Origin of the sequence: Sorangium sp. So ce394, from assembly GCF_051474665.1 — a bacterium.
Taxonomy (GTDB): Bacteria; Myxococcota_A; Polyangia; order Polyangiales; family Polyangiaceae; genus Sorangium; species Sorangium cellulosum_D.
This window is the reverse complement of record NZ_CP150339.1, coordinates 1,887,617-1,910,115: the sequence shown is the minus strand read 5'-3', so window position 1 is coordinate 1,910,115 and position 22,499 is coordinate 1,887,617. Positions and strand designations below refer to the sequence as shown.

The window sequence follows — 22,499 nt, the reverse complement described above, 5'->3', positions numbered from 1 at the left end:
CGTCGCAATCTGGACTCTGCGTGGCGTGGACCACGCGGCGTCGGTCGACATCGAGAGCTGTCCGTAACGAAGCGAGCGGTTGGAAGCGAGTCTCGTCCAAACGCAGCGGAATTTTTCGAACACCTCACGTCATCCTTCTTTTTACTTGATCGGTTAGTCGCAGCAGCTCCACAGTTGCAGGTATGCGTATCGCTTCCTTCAGCGTGCTCGCGTTCACATTCGCCTGCTCCAGCTCGCCAGACGATCCCGGCGGCTCGGGAGGCGCAGGGGGCGCCGCCGCGGGCGCCCCGGGCACGAGCGGCACTGGCGGCGTCACCCAACCAAACGGAGGCGCGACGAGCGCCGGCGGCAATGCGACGAATGGCGGCGCAACGACAGGAGGAGCCGCGATGGGCGGAGCGTCGACGGGCGGCGAGCCAGCCGGCGGCTCCTCGGGAAGCGCGGGCACAGCGAGCGGCGGAGCGTCGGCAGGAGCTGGCGAAGCGATGGGCGGAGCCGGCGGGGCGAGTGGCGGAGCCGGCGGAGCGAGCGGCGGAACCGGCGGCGGCGAGGCCTGCGTCAAGAACCTCGCCTGCAAGCTGGACCCACCGCCGAGCACCGGCGACCTCGCGCAAGACTGCGTCGATCGCATCAACCAGTTCCTCACGCAGTGCGCTTGCCTGCCGCCGCTCAAGCGCCGCAAAGACGGCGAAGCCTGCGCCAACGAGATGGCGAAATACGACGCCGATCACAACATGGCTCACGCCGGCATCCGAGCAAAAATCTGTGAGCCCGGCGGCTCGCAAAACTCCTGCCCTGGCTACTCCTCCAACAAGCAAGTCATCGGCCTGTGCATGCAACAGATGTGGGACGAAGGCCCGCCACCCACCGCAGACTGCACCGGCGACTGCTACGAAATGCACGGCCACTTCATCAACATGACCGACGACTCCGTCACCCAAGTCGCCTGCGGCTTCTACACGACGAGCAGCGGCAAAGTCTGGGCCGTCCAAAACTTCACGCGCTGAGAGCGCGGGTGGGCCCCGCGCTCGAGATCGAGGGCGGCGTCCTGCCCCGCGACGGGTTGGTGCCGATCGGCGCCTTCTCCAGGGGCCTGTGCTTCATGGCCTCCGACGGCGCGATCCTCCGCGGACGAACCTGCGGAGATCGAGCAGGCGCTCATATGGGCCCAGGCGAACCATCCTGAGCAGAGCATCGAGCGGAGCGAGGCTGCGCGCTGATCGAGCGCCGGCACCGGCGGCCCAGCCTGTTCCTGCCGCCGCAGACTGTGGAGTGAACGCGGCCCCTTTGACGACGCGGAGGCGGAGGGAGCCCCGTTGGGCCACATCGGAGCCGCCCTGGGCGGGGAGATGGGCGGAAACCATGGGAATCGCTGCCGTTTCCGGCGACTGCTCGGTATCGACCGGTGTTCCTGGCGGCATTTCCGCCACGCCGAAGTAGGCTACGCGCATGCGGAGCATCGCCGGGCGCGCCGCGGGCGCGGACGCAGCGGGACATCGCCTCGCCAGCCCAGGCGACGGCACGATCGCGCGCACCGCTGCGCCTCCGCGCGCGCTCCGGTCGCGCTACCCCCGCCTATCCGGGCCGGGCTCGCGGATCGCGGCTACCCTCATGCTGGCGATGACGACCTCCTGCAACAGCATGCGACCCCAGGAAGCCCCGCCCGGCGAGCCCGCGGCCGCGCCGGCCAGCCCGTCCGCGCCGGCCCAGCAGGCCGCCGAGCCGGGCCCCCTGCCCGCCCCGCCCTCCCCGCCCGCGCCCGCGGGGCCTCCCGGCGCCGCGCCTCCGCCGGGCGGCGCCGCGGGGCGCGCCACGGCCGGGGCGATCGCGGCCTCCGCGCGCGCCTTCGTGGACGGCCTCGACGGCGAGGCGCGCGGCCGGGCGCTGCTCGCGTTCCAGAGCCGCGAGCGCGAGGACTGGCACTACGTCCCGCGCCGCCGCGCCGGCCTCGCGCTCGGCGACATGGACGGCGGCGAGCGCGGCGCGGCGCACGCGCTGCTCCGGGCCGGCCTCAGCCCGGAGGGATACCGCAAGGTGGAGGGCGTCCTGCTGCTCGAGGGCATCCTCGGGGGCATCGAGGGCAACCCGGCGTTCCGCGACCCGGGCCGTTACCACCTCGCCCTCTTCGGCCAGCCCGGGCCCGAGGCCCCGTGGGGCTTTCGCTTCGAGGGACACCACGTCTCGCTCAACTTCACCTCCGCGGGAGGCGGCGTGGCCACCACCCCGGCGTTCCTGGGCGCCAACCCGGCCGAGGTGCCCTCGGGGCCCCGGAAGGGCCTGCGCGTGCTCGCGGCCGAGGAGGATCTCGGCCGCGCCTTCCTGGCCTCCCTCACCCCCGCGCAGCGCCAGCGCGCCGTGATCGCCGCCACGGCGCCGCCGGACCTCGTGACCGAGGCCTCCCGCCGGGCCGCGCTGGCCAGCGTCGAGGGCCTGCCCGCGGCCGAGATGACCCCGGCCCAGCGCGCCGCGCTGCTGCGCCTGCTGGAGGCCTACGCCCGCAACTTCCCCGCCGACGTCGCCGACGGGCACCTCGACCGCATCGCGCGCGCCGGCGTGGAGCGCCTGCACTTCGCCTGGGCGGGCAGCGCCTCGCCGAAGCAGTCGCATTATTACCGGATCCACGGCCCCACCCACCTCATCGAGTACGACAACCGCGGCGGCGACCACATCCACACCGTGTTCCGCGACCTGCAGGACGATTTCGGCGACAGCCTGCTCGCGCGGCACCTCCAGGAGGGCCACGGCGCCCCCGCCCGCGGTCGGCCCTAGCGCTCTGACTCGATTCTGTTGAACCCGTCGGACCCGACGATCCCCAGATGATCTTGCGGCGAGCGCGGTCCGCGGCGGCATTCCGCTGCCGGACGCGGGCCCGGAGCTCCGCGAGCGTCACGCAGGCGGATGGTCGACCTCAAGTCTTCGCGTTCGGCAGGAGAAGGCACCGCACGTCCGGCTCCTCGTTCCAGGCATCGGTCACAGCGCTGAGCGGCAGACCTCTGAACGGCGCACGAAAGCCGGCCGCCGGGGCCGCCGCCAACAGCTCGCCGGCCCCGGCCACGAGCTCCTTCACGGCAACGCTCCCGATACCGCTGCCGATCAGCTCGAGCCCCGTGCTGCGCAGCATGTCACCTCGGATCGGAACCTCGTCGCCAGCCACGGTACCCAGCTGAACGAAGCGCAGGCGCGGCTCGCCAGCCCTGGACCCACGGTCCTTCGTCGCTGCCCGGAGGACGCGGACAGCCGGCTCGCCCCACACGAAGTCGAGCACGACGTCGACGCCTCGATCGAATTGCTCCCGCAAGGATCGATCCGCGTCATCGTCAAGGGCAATGTTCACGTCGGCGTCGAGTCGGTCGAGCTTCACCTTGTTACGACCGACAGCGATCACCTTGCGCGCTCCGAAGTGACGGGCGGTTTGGATCGCCATGCCCCCTGCCGCGCCCGTCGCGCCGTTCACGAGCACCGTGGCGCCCTTGTGGAGGGGCGCCCGGCGCGACAGCGCGATCCAGGAGGCGAGCCCCGCGGTCGCGATCGCTGCGGCCTGCTCATCGGAGAGCATGTCGGGGACCGGCACGATCATGCTGTCCATGGCGAGCGCCCTCTCGGCCATCGAGCCGAAGGGCGCCTTTGGGAACAGGAAGTAGACACGCCTCCCCGCAGCGTCCGTGCCGACGCCATCGACGCCTGGGACGAAGCCGCCGCTCTTTCCGCTCGCATAGTGCCTGCCCGAGGCGAGGCCTTTGACGATGGGACTGAGCGGAGCGGCATGCACCGTCACCACGGTCTCACCGTCGCCGGGCTCCGGCTCACGGAAGTCGCCATAGGACGGCGGGGCACCAAGCGCATTGACGACTGCAGCCTTCATCCTGAATCCTCCAAGCGGTGATCGCGGCCGCGCCGTGTCGGCGACGACCGAGCCCGTGTCCTCCGGAGCCCCGCGATGACGTCGTCCGCGCGCGTGCTCCTCGTCCTTCACGGCGAACGCGCCGTCGACGCGGAGAAGATGCGCCCGCTCGGCACATCGGTCCACTGCATGCTAGACATGCTCATCATGCCTGCCGTTCATGATGTGGCCACGGTCGATCTCAACCTCGTGCGGGTGCTCGGCGCGCTCCTCGACGAGCGGCACCTCACGCGCGCGGGCAAGCGGCTCGGCCTCACCCAGTCGGCGACGAGCCACGCGCTCGGCCGGCTCCGGCGCCTCTTCGGCGATCCGCTCTTCGTCCGCACCTCGCGCGGCCTCGACCCGACGGCGCGCGCCCAGGAGCTGGCGGAGCCGGTGCGCGAGGCGATGCGCGCCCTCGATCGCTGCTTCCGCGCCGAGGAGCCGTTCGTCGCCGCGAGCGCCGCCCGCAGCTTCAGCGTCGCCGCCGCCGACTACGGCTCCTTCGTCATCGCGCCGAAGCTCCTCGATCGGCTCGGGCGCGAGGCGCCGAACGTCGATCTCTGGCTCCGCCCGGTCGACGCCTCCTTCGCGGAGCAGCTCGCCCGCGGCGACGCCGACGTGGTGGTGGCCCCGGCGCGCGGCGACGAGCTCCCCGCTGGCATCCGCTCACGCCCGCTCTACCGCGAGCGCTTCGTCTGCCTCGCGCGCGAGGGGCACCCGCTGGTGAAGAAGGGCATCGACCTCGCCTCCTGGACGTCGATGCGCCACGTCCTCATCGCCCCGCGCGGCACGCCCGGCGGCGTCGTCGACGAGACGCTGGCGCAGCTCGGGAAGCGCCGTCGCGTGGCGCTGGCGGTGCCGCACTTCCTCCTCGCGCCGCACGTGGTCGCCGGCTCCGACCTGGTCGTCACCGTCGGCGCGCGCGTGGCCGAGGCCTTCGCGGAGATCCTCCCCTTGCGGGTGGTCGATCCGCCGGTGAAGCTCCCCGGCTTCGAGGTGCGCATGTACTGGCACGAGCGCCACCACCGCGATCCGGCGCAGCGGTGGTTCCGCGATGCGGTGCGCGAGGCGGCCGGCTGACCGCGCGCTCGTCGAGCGCAGCGCGCGGGGGACCGGCGCCCCGGGCGCGGCGCCGATGGCGGTCGAAATGCCGAGTCGCCGCGCCGCGGCGCGCGCGATCGTCCAGCCCGCGCGTCACCTCGGCTCGTACGTCGCGACGATGTTGCCGTTCTGGAAGGTGCGCTCGGAGACGCGGCGGAGCGCGAGGGGGCGGTCGAGGCCCTCGAAGAGGGTGCGGCCAGCGCCGAGCAGGATCGGCACGATGACGAACGTGTAGCCGTCGATGAGCCCGGCCCGCGCGAGCTGCGCCACGATCGTGCCGCTCCCCATCACCAGGATCGGCTCGCCGCTGCCCTGCTTCATCGCGGCGATCCGCTCGACCAGGTCGCCGCGGAGCAGGGAGGCGTTCGTCCAGCCGACCTGCTCGAGCGTGCGCGAGACGACGAGCTTCTCCAGCCGGGACATGCCCTCGGCGACCTCGGGCATCTGCTGGCGCGCGGCCTCGGTGGTCCAGAAGCCCGCCATGAGCTCGTAGGTCTTGCGGCCAAAGAGCAGCGTGCCCCGGCCGCCCTTCGCGTTCTCGGCGGAGAAGCGCGCCCACTCGGGATCCCCCGCGGAGGACGCGTGAGCCCAGCTCATGTCGCCTCGCGCATCGACGAAGTAGCCGTCCAGCGAGACGTTCTCGAACACCGTCAGCCTTCTCATCGCAACCTCCTCGCGCGACCTCGTTGGAAGATCTTAGTCCTAAATTAGGACTGGACGGTCCTGAAGTCAAACTCCATCGTGTACGTATGCGTAGCTACCAGGATCCGTGCGGGATCGCGCGCGCGCTCGACCGCGTGGGGGAGCGGTGGGCGCTCCTCGTCGTGCGCGAGCTGCTCCTCGGCCCGCGGCGCTTCACCGATCTGCGCGCCGGGCTCCCTTCCGCCAGCCCCAACGTGCTGTCGCAGCGGCTGCGGGAGCTGGAGGACGCCGGCGTGGTGCAGCGGCGCGCGCTCCCGCCGCCCGTCGCGGCGACGGTCTACGAGCTCACGCCGCGGGGGCGCGAGCTCGAGGCGGTGCTCGTGTCGCTGGCCCGCTGGGGGAGTCGGGCGGTCCCTCGGCCGCAGGGCGAGCTCAGCCCGAGCGCGCTGATGATCGCGCTCCGCACCACGTTCGACCCCGGCGCGCTCTCACGCGGGAGGCTCGCGGTCGTCCTCGACGGCGAGCCGTTCTCGGTCGAGATCGCGTGCGGCGCCCTGTCGGTGGCGCGCGGCGAGCCGGAGGCGCCCGACGCGACGATCACCGCGACCGCGCGCGCGCTCCGCGCCGTCGTCTTCGCTGGACACGAGCCGCGCGGGGTCGAGATCGCCGGCGACGCCGCCCTCGCGACGCGCTTCCTCGGCGCGTTCGCGCGCCCCGCGCCCGCCTGAGCGCGCGCCGGCGATTTCGGCGTTGTTCGTCGCGCTCGCTCGCGGGGCGCGCGCTCCGTTACAGGCGGTCCACGCCGCTTCAGCCGTCGAAGCGGACGCGCGTGCCCGCCGCGGGCCGGAGCACCGGGAGGTAGCGCGAGGCCGGGAATCCGCCCTGGAGCCTCGGGCCCGAGGCCGGGAGCGCCCGCCCGAGCGCGACGAGGAACTGGACGATCTCCATCCAGGCGAGGTGATACCCGAGGCAGAAGTGCGCGCCGCCGCCGAACTGGGCGATCTCGAGCGGCGATATCGCCTCCTTGCGGTCGAGCCAGCGCTCTGGGCGGTAGCTGTCCGGATCCGGGTAGAGCTCGGGATCGCGCGAGAGCAGGACCAGCGGGATCGCCACGTTGGTCCCTCGGGGGACGGTGCGGCCTTCGAGCTCGAAATCGGCGACGGCGCGGCGGGCGTCGTGGGGCACCGGCGGGTGGAGGCGGAGCGCCTCGCGGAACACGGCCTCTGCGAAGGGGAAGCGGCGGAGCTCCGCGGGCGAGCGTGGGAGATCCGGCGCGCTCGACGCCTCCTCGCGGAGCGCGCGCCAGATCGCGGGGCTCTCGGCGAGGTGGGCGACGCACCAGGCCATGGTCGAGGCCGAGGTCTCGTGGCCGGCGAGGAGGAGCAGGCGGAGGTTGCCCACCAGATCGTCCTCCGAGAGCGGCTCGCCGTCCTCGTCGCGCGCCGCCAGCAGCGCGGGCAGGAGCCCCTTCGCCTCGCCGCGGGCGCGCACGTCGGCGAGGATCCGGCGGATGCGCGCGTCGAGCCAGCCGCGGGCGTGGAGGCCGCGGCGCCTCGGCGAGCCTGGCACGTCGAAGGGCAGGTTGAGGATGAGGAGCATCAGATCCTCGTAGTGGCGGCGCCACTCGGGGAGCTCGTCGTCCTCGACGCCGGTGATCTTGAACATCACCTCCAGGGCCAGCTCGCGGGTCTCGCGCAGCACCAGGACGTCGCGCCGGCCGACCCAGGAGCGGACCTTGCGCTCGACGCTGGTCGCGACGATCGCGCCGACCTCCGCGGCGTCGAGCCCCTTGGGCGAGAAGGGACCGTTCATGGCGGTGCGGATGTGGCGGTGGGAGGCGCCGTCGTGGGCCATCAGCGATTGGCCGAAGAGGTGGCCGACCCCGCCTTCGGTCAGATACGAGGAGTCGACGGTCTTGCTCTTGAAGAGCGAGAAGGCCTCGTTCGAGGCGTAGATGAGCTGCCAGGCCTGGAAGCCGTGGGTCCAGAAGAACAGGGAGCCGAAGCGGCGCTGGCCCTCGCGGAGCAGGCCGAGCTCGTCGACGGCGATCGCCGGCATGTGGCCCACGACCGGGAAGCCGCCGGGGAGGACGGGGAAGCCATGCCGGGTCTGGACGCGGCGGGCGACGGGGTTGCGGCCCCGCAGGAGCGGGAGGGCGGTGGAGGAGAGGAGGCGGGGGGTGCTCATGGCGGGTGTGGGGTCGTGTTGTAGCATCGCGCTGGCGCGGATTGGGCGCCGGAATCGCGGGGAGGAGCGCGCGCCGGGAGCGAGGGGGGCAGACCGAGGAAGAGAGACGTAGCGTGGTTTTCGCATCGGGTTTGATGCGGATGGTGCTCGTCTCTCGTGCTCGTCTCTCGTGCTCATCTCTCGTGCTCGTCTCTCGTGCTCGTCTCTCGTGCTCGTCTCTCGTGCTCGTCTCTCGTCTCTCGTGCTCGTCCTTCGTGCGCGTGCGCGTGCGCGATTCCCCGGTCCGGCTTCTCCCGCCCTGCTCCCTCCCCTCCCCGCTCGTCTCGTGAGTCGCCCGCCCGGCCGTCGCCGCGGCCGGCGGCACGTCAACGCCCTGCGAATCCGTGGCGGGCCAACCGAAGCGCCGCCACGGCCCCGGCCGCGCGTCGGGCGACCGCACGGCGGCCCCAAGCTCGACCGTTGGTGCGCTCCTTGCTGAAGCCCCGGTCCCCCCAGGAGGCCATCTCATGACCGATCGCAAAGACCCTGCGAAGTCATCATCCAAAGATCCGGCGCCGGCCGAAAAAGGCGCCGGCAGCGCGAAACAATCGATGGGCGGCCCGTCCGCGAAGCCGCGGGCGGCGCGGCCCAAACGCAGCCTCCTCGAGCGCGCGGCGACCGCGCTCGGCAGCGGGACCAGCAGCGACGACGCCGGGGTGCGCAACCTCGCGGCCGCAGACCGCCTCGACGCGAAGGTCGACGCCACCGAGGCGCTCGTCGCCGCGATCCCCGAGAACGTGAACAAACCCGCCGAGTACGCGCTACGCGGCAAAGTGCCACAGCCGCCGCAAGGTGCCACAGCGAAGCCCGAGAACCTCGACGCGACCGCGAGCACGATCACCGAAAGCAACGAGTCCGAGAAGAACGGCGCCAAGGCGGCGCCCGGCGAGAACCTGAACCAGGGGCCGCTGCAGAAGCACCGGGCCGACTCGCTCGGCCGGGCCCTGACGACGAACCAGGGCGTGCCCGTCGGCGACAACCAGAACTCGCTGCGCGCGGGGCTGCGCGGCCCGACGCTGCTCGAGGACTTCATCCTGCGCGAGAAGATCACGCACTTCGACCACGAGCGCATCCCCGAGCGCGTGGTGCACGCGCGCGGCTCGGGCGCGCACGGCTACTTCGAGTGCACCGAGGACATCACCGCGCTCACCAAGGCCGCGCCCTTCGCGAAGGTCGGCAAGCGGACTCCGGTGTTCGTGCGCTTCTCGACCGTGGCGGGCGAGCGCGGCAGCGCCGACACCGTGCGCGACACGCGCGGCTTCGCCGTGAAGTTCTACACCGACGAGGGCAACTGGGACCTGGTCGGCAACAACATGCCGGTCTTCTTCATCCAGGACCCGATGAAGTTCCCCGACGTGGTTCACGCCGTGAAGCCCGAGCCGCACCACCAGATGCCGCAGGCCTCGAGCGCGCACGACACCTTCTGGGACTTCATCTCGCTCATGCCCGAGTCGACGCACCACATCATGTGGCAGATGAGCGACCGGGCGATCCCGCGCAGCTACCGCACGATGCAGGGCTTCGGCGTGCACACCTTCCGGCTCGTCAACGAGGCCGGCCAGGCGACGCTCGTGAAATTCCACTGGACGCCCGTGCTCGGCACGCACTCGCTCGACTGGGACGAGGCGGTGAAGATCGCGGGCGCCGACCCCGACTTCCACCGCCGCGACCTCTGGGAGGCCATCGAGGGCGGCGCGTTCCCCGAGTACCTCTTGCAGATCCAGACGTTCACCGAGGAAGAGGCGGAGAAGTGGAGCTTCGACGTGCTCGACCCGACCAAGATCGTGCCGGAGGAGCTCGTGCCCCTGCGCACCGTCGGCCGGCTCGTCCTGAACCGCAACCCCGACAACTTCTTCGCCGAGACCGAGCAGGTCGCGTTCTGCACACAGCACGTCGTCCCCGGCATCGACTTCACGAACGACCCCCTGCTGCAGGGGCGCAACTTCTCGTACCTCGACACGCAGCTCTCGCGCCTCGGCGGGCCGAACTTCCACGAGATCCCGATCAACACGCCGGTCGCCCAGGTTCATAACAACCAGCGCGACGGGTTCCACCGCCAGACGATCAACCGCGGCCGCGTGAACTACGAGCCCAACTCGCTCGCCGGCGGCTGCCCCTTCCAGGCCGGCGCGCGCGGCTTCGCCTCGGTCGCCGAGCGGCTCCTGGCGCAGCAGGCCGCGACCGCGCCGACGAAGCTGCGCGGCAAGCCCGAGAAGTTCGCCGACCACTACACGCAGGCGCGCCTCTTCTGGGCGAGCCAGACGCCCGTCGAGCGCGAGCACATCGCGCGCGCCTTCCGCTTCGAGCTGACGCGCGTGCAGACGCAGGCCGTCCGCGAGCGCGTGGTCCGGATGATTCGGAACGTCGACGAGGCGCTGGCCGCGCGCGTCGCGGCCGACCTCGGCATGCCGCTCCCCGAGCCGCTCCCGGTGGCGGTGCCGCCCGTCAAGAACCCCGAGGTCGCGGTGTCGCCGCCCCTGTCGCTGCTCGCCCGGCCGGGCGACGGCCGCATCCTCGGCCGCCGCGTCGCGCTCCTCGTCGCCGACGGCGTGAGCGGCGCGGCGGCGGGCGCCCTCTACGACGCGCTGCTGACGGCGGGCGCGGTGCCCCGCTACGTCGGCGAGCGCCTCGGCGTGGTACGCACCGCCGAGGGCGACGAGCTGCCGGTCGAGGTCACGTTCGAGACCGCCCCGAGCGTCCTCTTCGACGCGGCGGCGCTGCCGACCGGCGCGAACGCGGCGGCGCTGGCGCGCGACGGGCTCGCGGTCGAGTTCGTCCAGCTCCAGTACCGCCACTGCAAGCCCCTGCTCGTGCCCGCGTCGGCCGCGAAGCTCGCCGCGGCCGCGGGCGTGAAGGCCGCCGCGGCCGGCGCGGACAACGACCCGGGCCTGCTCGTCCTGCCCGACGACGCGGTGGCCGAGGCGGCCCCGGCGTTCATCAAGGCGATCGCCATCCACCGCGCGTGGCAACGCCAGACCGAGCCGCCGGCGGTCTGACCCCGGCACGCCCGCGCCGAGAACACCCTCGGCGCCCCCCACGTATCGTGGAAAGATAGCGTGGTCGACGGCTGCCCCGCCTTGTCAAGAGACCAGCGCAGGACCGTGCGCGCGCCGCAGGACCGCGCTCACCGCGGCTGGGGCATCCGCTGCAGGTGGGGCACGCCCGCGACGGAGCCTGCCAGCGCGCGGGCGTGCCGCCGCACCTCGCCGGCGCCGAGCGGCCCTCCGTGACCCAGGTGGAAGGTCTGCACCCCCTCGTCGACCAGCCGCTCCAGCGCGACGCCGACGGCGCGCGGGTCCAGCTCGAAGGGGGACCGGATCGCATGGCCCAGCCGCGCCAGCCCGCCCAGCATCACCCCCGAGGCGACAAGATCCCCGACAAGCGCCTCGCGCGACTCGAGGACGACCGAGAGCGAGCCCCGGGTGTGCCCGGGCGTGTGGCGCACGCTGCCTGCGACCCCGTAGGGAGCCAGGTCGAGCGTCTCGTCGCCGGACAGCACGAGGTCGGGCGCGACGGGGGCGTAGCGCTCGTGCACGAGCGGGGCACGGACGAACACGCGACCGAACCAACCCGTCGGGCAGAAGGTCATCGGGGCACGCCCGTTGAGGTGCTCGACCTCGGCCTCGTGGGCGACGACGAGCGCTCCGGATCGCTCGCGCAGGGCGGCGGCGCTCCCGGCGTGGTCGACGTGGGCGTGCGCGGCCTACCGGCGCGCGGCGCAGGAGCGGCCGGGCGACGCGCGGCCGGGGGCGATGCGGCCCCATCAAGGCATCGGGATGACCAAGGTGGTGACGGAGAAGGCGGGGGCCGTGACCACCAAGCGATAGTCTTCGATCGCGATGTCGGGGAGCCGCTCGAGGTCCTCCGTGCGCGAGGTGCGGTGCGCTTCCGCCGCGGGGCCGACCGTGGGGAGCCGCGTGAGATCGAGCGTGTAGCCGCGGCTCGCGTCGCGATCGCCGTTGCGGACCACGAGCGTGAGAGCGCGCCCGTCGGCGCTGACCGCGGCCACCATGTCCTCGCTGTCGACCTCGACGAAGGTCGCGCCGGGCCGGATGTACCGGCTGAAGCCGGCGTGCATGTAAAAGCGCTTGATGGGCGCGTAGGACTGCTCACGGTCGTTCAGCGTGAAGCTCGCCCAGCTGCGCGACGGATCGCCCGACTGCCAATCCACCCAGGCCTCCGGCTGCAGCTCGCGCAGATCCCGGATGATGCGCTCCGCCATGAACAGCGCCGCGTCGGTGTCGTCGCTCAGGTTCTGCCCGAGGGGCCCCGACTCCGATTGCCACAGACGCTTGCCGAGCCGGGTCGCCAGCTGCCGGAGCTCCTTGCGCTGGCTGCCCGCGTAGGAGTGGACGTTGATCTGCTGGAGAGCGGCGAGCGTCTCCGCGCCGAACGCGCCGAGGTTCCGGACGGCATCATCCATGCTGTTCTCGTCCGATGCGCTGACCACCGTCTCGTCGAGGCCCTTGCTGGCGAGCTGCGCGGCCACCTCCCGGATGATCTTCTCCTGGCTCGCCCGGTCGAAGTGGCAACCTTCCTGGGAGCCGTCCGACTTCCACCAGTTTGCGTAAGGCTCGTTCAGCGGCTCCAGCGTGCGAAAGGCGATCCCGTGCTCGTCCCTGTAATGACGCACGACCTCGGTGAGGTAGTGGGCGAAGTCGTCGTAGTGATCGGCCTTGAGGTTGTCTCCGCCGCTCCTGCTGCCCGAGGCGCAGCCGCTGCTCGTCATCCAGTACGGGGGCGAGTTGGAGAACGCCTCGAAGATCAGGTCCGCTCCGCGCTCCGCGATGCGCAGGAGGATGGCGCGCTGGTTCTCGTCGTTCTCCCACGTGAAGGTCCCGTCGGCGCCCTGGAACCCCGGCATCTCGCGGTGCTCCTTCATGTGCTCGTGGGACGGGTTCTCCCCGCCACCGATGTTGTAGCGGAAGATGTTGTAGCCGAGCCCGCTCACCGGATCGACGACCGCTTCGACGACCGCATTGCGCTTGGCTTCCTCCCATCCGCCCACGTGATGGGCCCACCAGCACAAGCTCGTGCCCCAGCCCTCGAACGATTGGTGGAGCACTTCCGTGTCGATCCTGACGAGCTCCGTGCCCGGAGCGGCGGTCACCGTGGGGCGTGGCTCGCTCGGTGAGCCCCCGCTCCCGCCCACGGCCCCCGTGCCGCCGGTGCTGCTCGGCGATCCGCCCCCCGAGCCCGCGGTCGATCCGCCACCCGAGCCCGCGGTCGCGCTGCCTGCGCTCCCCCCCTGGCCGCCGCTCCCCGCTGCCGCGGCGTCCACGGACGGGCCCGGATCGCTCGGGGAGCACGACACGGCCACGGTGAGCGCGGCGAACGACGCGACGATAGCTTGAAGTTTCATGGAGGTGCGTGCGGTTGCGGTGAGCGCTGTCTCGCTCACGACGGCGTGATGCCACTTCAGGGAGGCGCGGGCGGATCCCCACGGCCTCAGGAGCTTCTCATGAGCGAGTCTCGTCGAACGGGCAGCGTCTTTGCACTCGAAAAGTGCCTTCTGCAGAGAGGGCATGGCGCTCGGGGCGCAAGATTGCAACGAGCTTTCACCGAGTCGTACGCCGCGTGGCAGCGCTGCCAGCGCGCCGCTCCGGTCAGCGCCTCCGCCCCCTCGCGATCGACCCGCCGCTTCGCGGGCCCGGCGGGCCGCGCCCGCCCCCGCCCACGTGCACGGGAGCGGGGAGCTCGCCGAGGTGAAGGCGCGAGCCTCCATCGCCCTGCCGATGGAGGAGGCTGCCGCCTCCACCGCCTGGCGAGCGGCGATCAGCCCATGGCCCGCGTCGCAAACTTGCGCCGCGAGATCGTTGAACACGCAGGAGCGCTCGGCGGGATCGCCGTAGGCATGCTCCCTGCTCCTTGGTCGGGCGCGGTCTGACAGGCAGGCATACCAAGGGGAGTCGCACCATGAAGATTGCTGCGTATCATGTCGGTCTCGGTCTCATCACCTTCTCGAGCGTCATGGGCTGCGTGGCGGCGGAGGACGGCAGCTTCGGCGAGGAAGACACGGCGGAGAGCGCCGAGGCGCTCGGAGGAAACCCTGACCCCTGCGCGATGGGGCTCGACCCGAACTTCACCAGCCCGCAGCTCACCGCGGTCGGAGCAAGCGAGGATTACGTCCGCTCCTACCAGTGGATCGACAGCATCTGTCCGGCCGGCGGGCTGGATCGAGCGACGACGATCGTGGATTTCCCCGTGCCCAACTACTACCAGCACCAGTCCCCGGAGACGTACCGCTTCGACGTGGAGCCGACCTTCTGGGGCTCCTCCTCCACCTCGTGGAGCAACGCTTCGCAGGCGATGACCGACTGCGCGAACACCAAGATGGCGACGCGCATGCAGCGCTGGGACTGGGCCACGAACAAGTTCGTGGAGCTCACGTACAAGGAGCAGGCGGGCGCGTGGGTCTGGGACGACCCGCTGGCCGGCCGCGGGCACTGCTCGACTCCGACGTTCACCTACTACCACGAGAACTACGGGACTGCGCAGCAGGTCGCCACGAGCAAGTACCGCGTCCGCACCTGGGCCAAGCAGTCCGACGGCTCCCACGCGACCGTCTGGATCACGGGGACGCACACCGCCCTGTAGCCCTACGGCGCGGCTGCTCCGGCCGGGCCCGAGCAGGACGCCGCCGCCCCGCCCCGCCGATCCATGAGCGGCCGGCGGCGCGCGGTGCGGCTGCACACATGGGGCCCCCTGACGGGCAAAGACCATGGCAACTGCACAGATGGGGTTAACCCTGACGTGTAAAGACTGCAGCGACTGCACGCGTGGGAAAACCCTGACGGGTAAACACCGTACGTTGTCTCGTGGTCCAGCTCAGCTCGCCAGCCGCAATTCAGGCGCTACGCTGTTGCTTGGATCAATGGTGATGCCGCAGCCGCGCCGATGGCGAGCTCAGCAGAACCATGGCCTTCCATGACATGGCGGCGACGGCCGCCCGCGGAGGAGCAAAGCGATGACAACGAACTTGGTGTTGGTGTTGGCGTGCGCGGCTGCCGCGCTGAGCAGCGCGTCGTGCGGTGGGACGGACAAGGGCGACGAGGGTACCGACAGAAGCGATACGGGCGGCGGCGAGACCGGCGGCGGCGACACGTCGGAGACCGGCGCGCAGCCGGCGTCCGGCCAGTTCTCCGTCGACGCGCAGGGCGGGACCTTCACCGCGGAGGACGGCTTCACGATCGAGGTGCCGGCGGGCGCGGTGCGCGAGGAGACGGTGATCTCCGTCGAGCGCGTCGAGGACGCCCCCGAGGGCGCGGTGGGGCCCCTGTACGTCCTCGGCCCGGAGGGCCAGACGTTCGACAAGCCGATCACGCTCACGCTGCCGATCACCGTCGCGCTCAAGGCCGAGCTGGGCGAAGACACGGTCCTCGGCGCCTATGGCTTCACCGCGCAGGAGGGCTCGAACGCGTTCGCGCCGCTCGCGCGACACGACGTCTCCAGGGACAGCGTCATCACGGAGACCGACCGCCTCTCCAGCGTTTACCCGGGGATGCCCCTGCCGACCGCGATGGCGAGCCAGCACCGCTACCCGAGCGCGCTCGCCGCCGACGGGTCCTTCCTCTACTTCGCGAGCGGCGGCACCGAGGACGTCGCCACCGGGGACAACAACGACGGCTTCATCTACCGCGCGAAGCCGGGCGCCGACGCGGCGGAGGCGATGATCCCCGCCGATCCGGATCCCAAGTCGCTGTGGGTCAACGACTCCCACGTGTACTGGGCGAGCGGCGGCGACGATGATCCGGTGATCCCCTCCGCGCTCCGGCGCGTCGACAAGGCGAGCCAGGAGGTGGAGACCCTCGTCGAGGTCGGCTATGTCGTGAGCGTCATCGGCGACGCGTCGGCCCTCTACTTCGGCGACGGCTTCGGCGAGAAGATCTACACGATGCCGCTCGACGGCGGCGAGCCCGTCGTCCTCGCGGAAGGCGCCGGGAATCCCGAGCACCTCGCGCAGGACGCAGAGAACATCTACTGGACCGGCGGCTCCGCGACCAACAAGGTCTACAAGGTGGCGAAGTCGGGCGGGGAGGTGACCGTCATCGCCGAGAACGAGGCCGAGCCGACCGGGATCGCGGTGGACGCCGCGTTCGTCTACTGGGCGAATGTCGGCGACGGCGGCGTGTTCAAGGCGCCCATCGGCGGTGGGCAGAAGACGCTGGTCTATCAGGGGGTCTCGATGGCGGGGCTCGCCCTCCGGGGCTCGACGCTGTTCTCGACGGACACTGGCGGGAACCGCAGCGTCAACGCGCACGATCTCGAGAGCCACCGGACCGTCGTGCTCGCGCTCGGACAGCCCGTCGCCTGGCGCGTCCTCGCCCCGGAAGGCCAGGGCGTGTTCTGGTCCAACGCCGGCGATTACCGCTACCAGGGTCAAGTCGTGTCCTATCACGCCCCTTGATCGCCCCCGTCCGGACGGCGACCGCGAGCGCGCGCCAGCAGGGGCGACCCCGACGTACGCGTCTCGCGCATCATTCCTGCCTGTAATATTCCAACACCACGGTCACCGTCGGCAGGCGCGGGCCCCGACACGACGACGCCGCGGACGCCACGTTCCGCTGACGCTATCCCCGATTTCGCCCAGAGCGGCCCGGGGAACCGCAGCACCGCCATTTCCTACTTGATCCGCCGTCATGGACGGAAGAGGGAGCCGGCGCTCGCTCCGGCCGGGAGCGATCGAGAGGACCATCACCCGTGGATGCATTGTCGTATCAGTCGCTCCTAACGGGCGCCGTCGCGCTCGTGGTCGCACGCACCTTCTACGTGCGTGTCAAGAAGGCCCCCGAAGGCAACGAGACGATGGCGCGCATCGCGCGCTACGTCCGCGAGGGGGCGATGGCCTTCCTCGCGCGCGAGTACAAGGTGCTCGCCGTCTACGCCGCCGTCGTCTTCGCGCTCCTGGCCGCGACGCTCGGGCTCCTCGCCGCGGGCGCCTTCGCCGCCGGCGCGTTCCTGTCGCTCATCGCCGGCTTCTTCGGCATGAAGGCCGCGACGTACGCCAACGTCCGCACGGCCGAGGCCGCCCGCGCGCACGGCAAGCCCACCGCGCTCGTCACCGCGCTCGACGGCGGCGCCGTCATGGGCCTCTGCGTCGCGGGGCTCGGCCTCATCGGCCTCGGCGGCATCTACGCCCTGTTCCGCAACCACGAGCACCTCGCGACCATCGTCCACTCGTTCGCGGTCGGGGCGAGCTCGATCGCGCTCTTCGCCCGCATCGGCGGCGGCATCTACACGAAGGCCGCCGACGTCGGCGCCGACATCGTCGGCAAGGTCGAGGCGAACATCCCCGAGGACGACCCGCGCAACCCGGGCGTCATCGCCGACAACGTCGGCGACAACGTCGGCGACATCGCGGGCATGGGCGCCGACATCTACGAGAGCTACGTGGCCGCGGTCGTCGCCGCGATCGCGCTCGGCCTCACGATGCCGATCGCCAAGCTGCAGCAGCTCGCGCCGTCGGCGGGCGAGGTGGAGCTCCGCGCCATGGCCGTGTCGCTGCCGCTGCTCCTCGCGACGATCGGCCTCGCGGTCTCGGTCGTCGGCATCTTCATCACGCGCGCGCTCAAGAACCTGCCCCCGGCCCGGGTGCTGCGCCTCGCGCTCATCGTCCCGCCGTTCCTCGTCGTGCTCGCGGCGGCCGCCATCCTCCCGGGGCTCGGCTTCAGCTCCGGCGCCGTCGTCACCCTCGCGGCCGGCGCGGCGGGCGGCGCCATCGTCGGCCTCGTGACCGACTACTACACGTCGATGGGCCCCATCCACAAGGTGGCCCAGAGCTCGCTCACCGGCCCCGGCACCAACGTCATCCGCGGCATCGCGGTCGGCCTCGAGAGCGTCGCGATCCCGCTCGTGACCCTCGTCGCCGTGGGCTGGATCTCGAACCACTACCTCGGCCTCTACGGCATCGCGCTCGCCGCGGTCGGCATGCTCGCGGGCACCGCGATCGTCATGACCGTCGACGCGTACGGCCCGATCGCCGACAACGGCGGCGGCATCTCCGAGATGGCCGGCCTCGGCAAGGAGGTCCGCGCGATCACCGACGAGCTCGACGCGGTCGGCAACACCACCGCGGCCGTCGGCAAGGGCTTCGCGATCGGCTCGGCGGTGCTCACCGTCGTCGCGCTGTTCGCCGCGTTCAACATGGAGGTCGACGCGGTCCGTCGCGCGAAGGGGCTCCCGGAGCTCGTGCTCTACCTGACGGACGCGAAGGTCCTCATGGGGCTCCTCTTCGGCGCCCTCCTCCCCTGCCTCGTCGGCTCGCTGACGATGACCGCCGTCGGCCGCGCGGCCGGCTCGATCGTCGAGGAGATCCGCCGTCAGTTCCGCGAGATCCCCGGCCTGCTCGAGGGCAAGCCGGGCGTCGACCCGCAGCCGAAGGTCATCGTCGACATCGCCACGTCGGCCGCCATCCGCGAGATGATCGCGCCCGGCGCCATCGCGGTGCTCGCGCCGGTCGTCGTCGGCTTCGTGGCCGGCCCCGAGGTCCTCGCGGGCACGCTGGCCGGCGCGCTCGTCGTCGGCGCGGTGCTCTCGCTGATGATGGCGAACGGCGGCGGCGCCTGGGACAACGCCAAGAAGCACATCGAGAAGGGCGGCCTCGACGGCCACGCGAAGGGCTCCGACGCCCACAAGGCCGCCGTCGTCGGCGACACCGTCGGCGATCCCTTCAAGGACACGTCCGGCCCCGGCATCTCGATCCTCATCAAGGTGATGGGCGTCGTGTCGCTCCTCATCGCCCCGCTCATCGCCTGAGCGGACCCGCCGTCGCGACGCTCCTATCCGCGTCGTCCTCGCCCCGCCTCACGGGCCGAATCTCCTCGGCCGACGACATCGCTTCAGCGCTGCAGATGGCCGTTGAGCCGCTCGGGGTGATGGCGTAAACGTCATCATCCCGACTCGACAGGTCTCATGAGGATCAGCCGCCGTTCGCAGGTGCCGCCGTTCGCGGTGATGGAGGTGCTCGCCGCCGCCAACGCGCGGCGCGCGGCGGGCGAGCCGGTGATCAGCCTGTGCGCGGGCCAGCCGGGCTCCGGGGCGCCCGCCGTCGTGCGCGCGCGGGCGGCCGCGCTCCTCGCGGACGGCGACCTCGGGTACACCGAGGCGCTCGGCATCCCGGCGCTGCGCCGCGCGCTCGCGGAGCACTACGGCCGCTGGTACGGCGTGGACCTCGACCCGTCGCGCGTCGCCCTCACCACCGGGTCGTCGGGCGGGTTCCTGCTCGCGTTCCTCGCGGCGTTCGAGCCGGGCGACCGCGTGGCGCTCGCGCGCCCGGGCTACCCGGCGTACCGGAACATCCTCCGCTCCCTCGGGGTGGAGGCGGTCGAGCTGCCGTGCGGCCCGGAGAGCCGCTTCCAGCCGACCACGTCGCAGCTCGCGGCCGCGCACGACGGCGGGAAGCTCGACGGCCTGATCCTGGCGAGCCCGGCGAACCCGACGGGCACGATGATCGACGCCGCGGAGCTCGACGCGATCGCGCGCTGGTGCGCGGAGCATGGCGTCCGGCTGGTGAGCGACGAGATCTATCACGGCCTCACGTACGGCGCGTGGGCCGGGCGCCAGGCGACGGCGGCGCGCTACGGCGACGCGGGCGCCGTCGTCGTCTCGAGCTTCTCGAAGTACTGGGCCATGACGGGGTGGCGCCTGGGGTGGCTCGTGCTCCCGCCGAAGCTCGTCGCGCCGGTCGACGCGCTGGCGGGGAACCTCGCGCTGTGCCCGCCCGCCCTGGCGCAGCACGCGGCGCTCGCGGCCCTGACCCCGGAGGCGTACGCCGAGGCGGACCGGCTGGTGGACGGCTACGCGGCGGCGCGCGACCTGCTGCTGCGGCGGCTGCCCGAGCTCGGCTGGAAGGTCGCGCCGCCCGACGGCGCCTTCTACCTGTACGCCGACGTCGGCACGGACGACTCGGTCGCGTGGTGCGAGCGGCTGCTCGCCGATACGGGCGTGGCGCTCACGCCGGGCACGGACTTCGACGGGGTCGACGGCGCGCGGCATGTCCGGCTGTCCTTCGCGGCGCCGGTCGAGCAGGTCGACGAGGCGGTGACGCGGATCGTCGCCTGGCAGCGCGCGCGGTGACTCCTGCTCTCTGTGCCTCCGTGGCTCCAATCCCTCACGGAACCAGCAACGCACCTCGGCGGCGCGGCGTCAGCAGCCCGGCACGGAGACATCGACGTCGAGCAGCACGTCCGCGGCGACGGTCGTCTCCTCGTCGGGACGGCCGCTCGCGCGGGCCTCGGTCGTGATCCTCATGCTCGGCGCCACGACATAGGGCTTGAGATCCACGCCCTCGATCACGTCCATCGACAGCTCGCGCGCCCCGGGAGGGACCTCGTCCAGCTTCGCGATGAGCACCCGCGGCTGCCCTTCGGCCTCGGCGAAGAACGACGCGGAGCGCAGGAAATCGAAGCTCCCGTCGGCCGGGCTCTCGACCCGCAGCGTGAAGTGGACGAGGTGCACCTCGTCGACGTCGTCCTTGGTGACACCCTGGTTCTCGAACTCCGCCGAGAGGTCGATCCGCTGGAAGGCGTCGAAATCCAGCAAGCCAAGGACGTCGTCGAGGATCGTGCCCGCCGGGACGACCGCCGTGGCGCCGACCTCCACGTCGATGTTGTCGAGCGAATCGCACATCGGAAGCGCGCACAGGCCGAGGACGCCGGCCGCGCGAGCGAGCGCTGCGCCGAGGGAGCGCGGTCGGCCGCGCCCAGGAGATCGCGGCCCCGTGCGAGCGGGACAGGGCGAGTGGGTCATGGGATCAGTCTACCGCGCCACCTCGCGCCGCGCGCCGCGCTATGCTTCCCCTGCCCCGGCCAGGGCGGCTCCCGGTGGGTGTGGCCGCGCCCCAGGGTGAAGGGCACCGCTCGCCCGCGCCCCGCGGGCGGCCCAACCGCCCTCCCCCGATGCACAAGGACCTCCTCGATCTCCTCCTCGCCCTCGACCGCGTGCCGCAGGATCCGCGCTGGCACCCCGAGGGAGACGCGCTCTTCCACTCCCTGCAGGTCTTCGACCTGGCCCGCCGCGAGACCGCGGATCGCTCGCTCTGGGCCGCGGCCCTGCTCCACGACGTCGGCAAGGCGTTCGCCCCCGCCGATCACGCCGAGGACGGGGCCGACGCGCTCGCGGAGCTCGTCTGCCCGCGGGTGGTCTGGCTCGTGCGGCACCACCTGCACCTCTTGCGCGCGCCCGGTCCGACGAAGCGGCGCCTCCGGCGCACGACGGCCCTCGCCGACCTCGCGCGGCTCCGCCGGTGGGACCTCGGCGGCCGCTCGCCGGCCGCGACCGTGCTGAGCCCCGAGGCCGCCGTGGAGCTCCTGCTCGACGGCGCGGACCTCTCCCTGCTCTCGATCGGCGGCGAGCCCGCCCCCGCCCATGATCTGCGAAAGGAGCTCGCGTGAGCGCAAGGCGCGCCGGGAGGTCCTCTGCGGCGACGTGGATCGCTGGGGCGACGATCGCCGGCTCTGGGGCGACGAGGCCGGGTCGCCGGGGCGAGACCGGCTCTGCGCCGCGGTGCGGGATGCGGTCGAGACCGCGCTGACGGCGAAGCAGCGCGAGGTCGTCGAGGCCTATTTCTTCGACGGGCTGTCGCAGGGCGAGATCGCGCGCCGCCTCGGGGTGGCGCAGCAGGTCGTGCAGAAGCGCCTGTTCGGGGCGCCGCGGGGCGGCCGGCTGGTCGGCGGCGCGATGCTCCGGCTGCGGCAGGCCCTCGGGCAGGCGCTCGCCGCGGCGCCGGCAGGGCGCGGCGCGGCGGCAGGGCGCGGCGCGGCGGCAGCGCCAGCTGCGCGCGCGGCGCGGGTGAGCCGATGAGCGCCGAGCGATCCGGCGGGCTGCGGGCCCGCATCGCCGCCGAGGCCGCGCGCCTCATGTACGAGGAAGGCGTGGACCAGTACTTCACCGCCAAGCGCATGGCCGCGAAGCGGATCCTCGGCCAGGTCGAGGGGCGGCGGGCGCGGTACCGGCCCGCGGACCTGCCCTCGAACGGGGAGATCCGCGAGGCGCTGCTCCTCTTCGCCGAGCGCGCCGAGGGGAGCCAGCGCACGCGCCGGCTGTTCGCGCTGCGCATCGTGGCGCTGGAGGCCATGCGCGCGCTCGCGCCGTTCTCGCCCCGGCTGATCGGCTCGGTCTCCACCGGCCATATCCGCCGCGGCAGCGACGTCGATCTGCACGTCTTCCCCGCCGACGAAGAGGCGCTGGAGCGGCACGCGCGGGCGCTCGGCTGGACCTTCGAGCGCGAGCGCGTGACGATCCAGAAGGGCGGAGAGCTCCGGGAGTACGTGCACTATCACGTGGCGGACGTGGCGCCCCTCGAGCTCACGGTGTACGCCCCGCGCGAGCTGAGGGCGCGGCCCCGCAGCAGCACCGACGGGAAGCCGATCGTGCGCCTGGGCATCGCCGCCCTCTCGGCGCTCTGCGCCCGGGACCACCCAACGGCGTGGGAGCGCTACCTCGCGACCGGCGAGGTGGAGGGGATGGACGCGCTGCTCGAGGCGGACGAGGACGAGCCGCTCCCGGGTCCGTTCGATGGGTTGCTCGGCGACACCGGCGGCACCGGAGCCGACGACGAGCCGGTCTGCGCCGAGCCCGGCGAGGAGGACGACCCCGATCAGGCGTACGATCCGCTGCCCGGCTTCGAGGGGACGGCCTGACCGTCACG

At 72.2% G+C, this 22,499-nt stretch carries 17 protein-coding genes and 1 pseudogene; 12 read left to right on the top strand and 6 right to left on the bottom strand.

Features of this window, described 5'->3' with window-relative positions:
* Positions 1 to 389 precede the first annotated feature (389 nt).
* Both WMF33_RS06985 and WMF33_RS06980 read left to right on the top strand, forming a co-directional pair.
* Complete coding sequence (locus tag WMF33_RS06985; protein ID WP_437336395.1) at positions 390 to 1,007, top strand: CAP domain-containing protein; 618 nt, start codon at positions 390 to 392, stop codon at positions 1,005 to 1,007.
* 613 nt (positions 1,008 to 1,620) lie between these two features.
* On the top strand, positions 1,621 to 2,769 hold the full coding sequence (locus WMF33_RS06980) for a DUF3500 domain-containing protein (protein ID WP_437336394.1): 1,149 nt from the start codon (positions 1,621 to 1,623) through the stop codon (positions 2,767 to 2,769).
* Between the two features lie 139 nt (positions 2,770 to 2,908).
* On the opposite strand, the gene WMF33_RS06975 is transcribed toward WMF33_RS06980, so the two are convergent.
* Positions 2,909 to 3,862, bottom strand: coding sequence for a zinc-binding dehydrogenase (locus WMF33_RS06975; RefSeq protein ID WP_437336393.1), 954 nt, complete (start codon positions 3,860 to 3,862; stop codon positions 2,909 to 2,911).
* A 75-nt stretch (positions 3,863 to 3,937) separates the two neighbouring features.
* On the opposite strand from WMF33_RS06975, the gene WMF33_RS06970 reads away from it, so the two are divergent.
* Positions 3,938 to 4,963, top strand: a complete 1,026-nt coding sequence (locus tag WMF33_RS06970) for a LysR family transcriptional regulator (protein ID WP_437336392.1) — start codon at positions 3,938 to 3,940, stop codon at positions 4,961 to 4,963.
* Between the two features lie 114 nt (positions 4,964 to 5,077).
* On the opposite strand, the gene WMF33_RS06965 is transcribed toward WMF33_RS06970, so the two are convergent.
* Positions 5,078 to 5,647: a dihydrofolate reductase family protein gene (locus WMF33_RS06965; RefSeq protein WP_437336391.1), complete on the bottom strand. Its 570-nt coding sequence runs from the start codon at positions 5,645 to 5,647 to the stop codon at positions 5,078 to 5,080.
* Between the two features lie 86 nt (positions 5,648 to 5,733).
* Here WMF33_RS06965 and WMF33_RS06960 point away from each other — a divergent pair, with 86 nt between their 5' ends.
* Positions 5,734 to 6,354, top strand: coding sequence for a winged helix-turn-helix transcriptional regulator (locus WMF33_RS06960; RefSeq protein WP_437336390.1), 621 nt, complete (start codon positions 5,734 to 5,736; stop codon positions 6,352 to 6,354).
* A 79-nt stretch (positions 6,355 to 6,433) separates the two neighbouring features.
* Here WMF33_RS06960 and WMF33_RS06955 read toward each other — a convergent pair whose 3' ends face one another.
* Positions 6,434 to 7,813 carry a cytochrome P450 gene (locus WMF33_RS06955; RefSeq protein WP_437336389.1) on the bottom strand — a complete coding sequence of 460 codons (1,380 nt, stop codon included), beginning with the start codon at positions 7,811 to 7,813 and terminating at the stop codon, positions 6,434 to 6,436.
* Positions 7,814 to 8,319: 506 nt separating this feature from the next.
* Between WMF33_RS06955 and WMF33_RS06950 the strand changes: the two genes are divergently transcribed.
* On the top strand, positions 8,320 to 10,848 hold the full coding sequence (locus tag WMF33_RS06950) for a catalase (protein ID WP_437336388.1): 2,529 nt from the start codon (positions 8,320 to 8,322) through the stop codon (positions 10,846 to 10,848).
* A 128-nt stretch (positions 10,849 to 10,976) separates the two neighbouring features.
* Here WMF33_RS06950 and WMF33_RS06945 read toward each other — a convergent pair.
* A pseudogene (locus WMF33_RS06945) lies at positions 10,977 to 11,537 on the bottom strand (MBL fold metallo-hydrolase); the annotation flags it as partial.
* 78 nt (positions 11,538 to 11,615) lie between these two features.
* A complete protein-coding gene (locus tag WMF33_RS06940) occupies positions 11,616 to 13,214 on the bottom strand; it encodes a glycoside hydrolase family 30 protein (protein WP_437336387.1) in 1,599 nt (532 codons plus the stop codon).
* 554 nt (positions 13,215 to 13,768) lie between these two features.
* On the opposite strand from WMF33_RS06940, the gene WMF33_RS06935 reads away from it, so the two are divergent.
* The 4 genes from WMF33_RS06935 to WMF33_RS06920 all read left to right on the top strand — a co-directional run bounded on the left by WMF33_RS06935 (position 13,769) and on the right by WMF33_RS06920 (position 19,927).
* Positions 13,769 to 14,449 carry a hypothetical protein gene (locus WMF33_RS06935; protein ID WP_437336386.1) on the top strand — a complete coding sequence of 227 codons (681 nt, stop codon included), beginning with the start codon at positions 13,769 to 13,771 and terminating at the stop codon, positions 14,447 to 14,449.
* 370 nt (positions 14,450 to 14,819) lie between these two features.
* The gene (locus tag WMF33_RS06930; RefSeq protein WP_437336385.1) at positions 14,820 to 16,259 is read left to right on the top strand and encodes a DUF5050 domain-containing protein; all 1,440 of its coding nucleotides are present in this window, start codon (positions 14,820 to 14,822) and stop codon (positions 16,257 to 16,259) included.
* 293 nt (positions 16,260 to 16,552) lie between these two features.
* Complete coding sequence (locus WMF33_RS06925) at positions 16,553 to 18,607, top strand: sodium-translocating pyrophosphatase (RefSeq protein WP_437336384.1); 2,055 nt, start codon at positions 16,553 to 16,555, stop codon at positions 18,605 to 18,607.
* A gap of 156 nt (positions 18,608 to 18,763) precedes the next feature.
* Positions 18,764 to 19,927 carry a pyridoxal phosphate-dependent aminotransferase gene (locus WMF33_RS06920; RefSeq protein ID WP_437336383.1) on the top strand — a complete coding sequence of 388 codons (1,164 nt, stop codon included), beginning with the start codon at positions 18,764 to 18,766 and terminating at the stop codon, positions 19,925 to 19,927.
* Between the two features lie 69 nt (positions 19,928 to 19,996).
* Here the strand turns inward: WMF33_RS06920 and WMF33_RS06915 are convergent, their stop codons facing one another.
* A complete protein-coding gene (locus tag WMF33_RS06915; RefSeq protein ID WP_437336382.1) occupies positions 19,997 to 20,479 on the bottom strand; it encodes a hypothetical protein in 483 nt (160 codons plus the stop codon).
* A 269-nt stretch (positions 20,480 to 20,748) separates the two neighbouring features.
* On the opposite strand from WMF33_RS06915, the gene WMF33_RS06910 reads away from it, so the two are divergent.
* The 3 genes from WMF33_RS06910 to WMF33_RS06900 are packed head-to-tail and all read left to right on the top strand — an operon-like array spanning position 20,749 to position 22,491.
* Positions 20,749 to 21,243, top strand: coding sequence for an HD domain-containing protein (locus WMF33_RS06910; RefSeq protein WP_437336381.1), 495 nt, complete (start codon positions 20,749 to 20,751; stop codon positions 21,241 to 21,243).
* Positions 21,218 to 21,652 carry an RNA polymerase sigma factor gene (locus WMF33_RS06905; RefSeq protein ID WP_437336380.1) on the top strand — a complete coding sequence of 145 codons (435 nt, stop codon included), beginning with the start codon at positions 21,218 to 21,220 and terminating at the stop codon, positions 21,650 to 21,652. The genes WMF33_RS06910 and WMF33_RS06905 overlap by 26 nt, the downstream gene beginning before the upstream one ends.
* Positions 21,649 to 22,491: a nucleotide-binding enzyme gene (locus WMF33_RS06900; protein WP_437336379.1), complete on the top strand. Its 843-nt coding sequence runs from the start codon at positions 21,649 to 21,651 to the stop codon at positions 22,489 to 22,491. Before WMF33_RS06905 ends, WMF33_RS06900 begins: the two co-directional genes overlap by 4 nt.
* The last annotated feature ends 8 nt before the right edge of the window (positions 22,492 to 22,499 follow it).